Origin of the sequence: Pseudomonas sp. Pseusp3, assembly GCF_047304225.1 — a bacterium.
In the GTDB taxonomy this organism is placed as follows: Bacteria; Pseudomonadota; Gammaproteobacteria; order Pseudomonadales; family Pseudomonadaceae; genus Aquipseudomonas; species Aquipseudomonas fluorescens_CD.
Map to the genome: position 1 here is coordinate 1 of NZ_JBGLYV010000214.1, position 2,053 is coordinate 2,053.

A 2,053-nucleotide genomic window follows, 5' to 3' on the forward strand; every position below is an offset into this window, starting at 1 on the left:
CCCGTGGCCGGGTCGTGGCCATGGCCACTGCCGGCGTCGAGCCGCGCATCATGGGCATCGGCCCGGTACCGGCCACCCGCAAGGTGCTGGAACTGGCCAACCTGAGCCTGGCGGACATGGACGTGATCGAACTCAACGAAGCCTTCGCCGCACAAGGTCTGGCGGTGTTGCGTGAACTGGGCCTGAGCGACACCGATCCGCGGGTCAATCCCAACGGCGGCGCCATCGCCCTTGGTCATCCGCTGGGTATGAGCGGCGCGCGACTGGTCACCACCGCCCTGCATGAGCTGGAAGAACGTAACGGCCGTTACGCCCTGTGCACCATGTGCATCGGCGTCGGCCAAGGGATCGCGCTGATCATCGAGCGTCTATCCCACTAAAGAATCGCGATTCCCAAGGAGCCCAGAGGTATCCTTGGGGCATGCACTCAAAGCCCCTGCGCGCAGGAGCTGGAACACAAAAACAATTCGAGTGAACACATGAACATGCCAATTGCCCAAGCCGTGCTGAACCCTGTGCTGGACCCGCTGGAAACCGCCAGCATCGACGAGCTGCGCCAGCATCAGCTGGAACGCCTGCGCTGGAGCCTGAGCCACGCCTACCACAATGTGCCGCTGTACCGTCAGCGCTTCGATGCGCTGGGCGTGCACCCGGACGACATCAAGTCTCTGGACGACCTGGCGAAATTCCCTTTCACCACCAAGTCCGACCTGCGGGACAACTACCCCTACGGCATGTTTGCCGTGCCGATGCACGACATCGTGCGTTTGCACGCGTCCAGCGGCACCACCGGCAAACCGACCGTGGTCGGCTACACCCAGAACGACATCGACACCTGGGCCAATGTGGTGGCCCGCTCGATCCGCGCCGCTGGCGGCCATCGTGGCGACAAAGTGCACATTTCCTATGGCTACGGCCTGTTCACCGGCGGCCTCGGCGCGCATTACGGTGCCGAACGCCTCGGCTGCACGGTGATCCCGATGTCCGGCGGCCAGACGGAAAAACAAGTGCAACTGATCAAGGATTTCCAGCCGGACATCATCATGGTCACGCCGTCCTACATGCTCAACATCGCCGACGAAATCGAGCGCCAGGGCATCGATCCGCACAAACTGGCCCTGCGCCTGGGCATCTTCGGTGCCGAGCCGTGGACCGCCGAACTGCGCAGCGCCATCGAGGCACGCATGGGCATCACTGCCCTGGACATCTACGGTCTCTCGGAAATCATGGGCCCGGGCGTGGCCATGGAATGTGCCGAAACCAAGGACGGCCCGACCATCTGGGAAGACCACTTCTATCCGGAAATCATCGACCCGGTCACCGGCGAAGTACTGCCGGACGGGCAGATGGGCGAACTGGTGTTCACCTCCCTGAGCAAAGAAGCCCTGCCGATGATCCGCTACCGCACCCGCGACCTGACGCGCCTGCTGCCGGGTACTGCGCGACCGATGCGCCGCATCGACAAGATCACCGGACGCAGCGATGACATGCTGATCATCCGCGGGGTCAACGTGTTTCCAACGCAGATCGAGGAGCAGGTCCTCAAAGTCAAACAGCTTGCCGAGTGCTATGAGATCCACCTGTATCGCAACGGCAACCTGGACAGTGTCGATGTGCATGTGGAGTTGAAGGCCGAGCATCAGCACCTGACCGACGAACAGCAGAAGGCTGTTTGCGGGGAACTGAGCAAGCACATCAAGACGTATATCGGGATCAGTTCGCGGATCGTTTTGCAGCCTTTCCACTCGATCAAGCGATCCGAGGGCAAGGCTTGCCACGTGGTGGATAAACGTCCTAAAGCATGACTGCTGCACCCTTTATGGCCCCGCTTTATGCGGGGCTTTTTTTTGGATTGGGATTGGGATTGGGATTGGGGGCATATCCGTTTCTTCGGTAACGGCCACTTATTGTTCCGCTTTTACAGCGGGTTACTTGGAAAAGCCTGTAGGAGCGAGCTTGCTCGCGATGGTCGTCAACGATGACGCTGGCAGCCTGACACCCCGCGGTGTTCTGTCGTTTATAGCGAGCAAGCTCGCTCCTACAGGGCCCGCCG

The 2,053-nt window shown here is 61.1% G+C and carries 1 protein-coding gene and 1 pseudogene; both read left to right on the forward strand.

Features of this window, described 5'->3' with window-relative positions:
* Window positions 1-380, forward strand: a pseudogene (locus ACCD00_RS30540) (3-oxoadipyl-CoA thiolase); the annotation flags it as partial.
* Between the two features lie 99 nt (window positions 381-479).
* A complete protein-coding gene (gene paaK / locus ACCD00_RS30545) occupies window positions 480-1,805 on the forward strand; it encodes a phenylacetate--CoA ligase PaaK (RefSeq protein ID WP_413428913.1) in 1,326 nt (441 codons plus the stop codon).
* Window positions 1,806-2,053 lie beyond the last annotated feature (248 nt).

What these genes read in the sequence shown, in the direction of transcription:
- paaK (WP_413428913.1), top strand. Translation starts at nt 480, where the DNA reads ATGAACATGCCAATTGCCCAAGCCGTGCTGAACCCTGTGCTGGACCCG.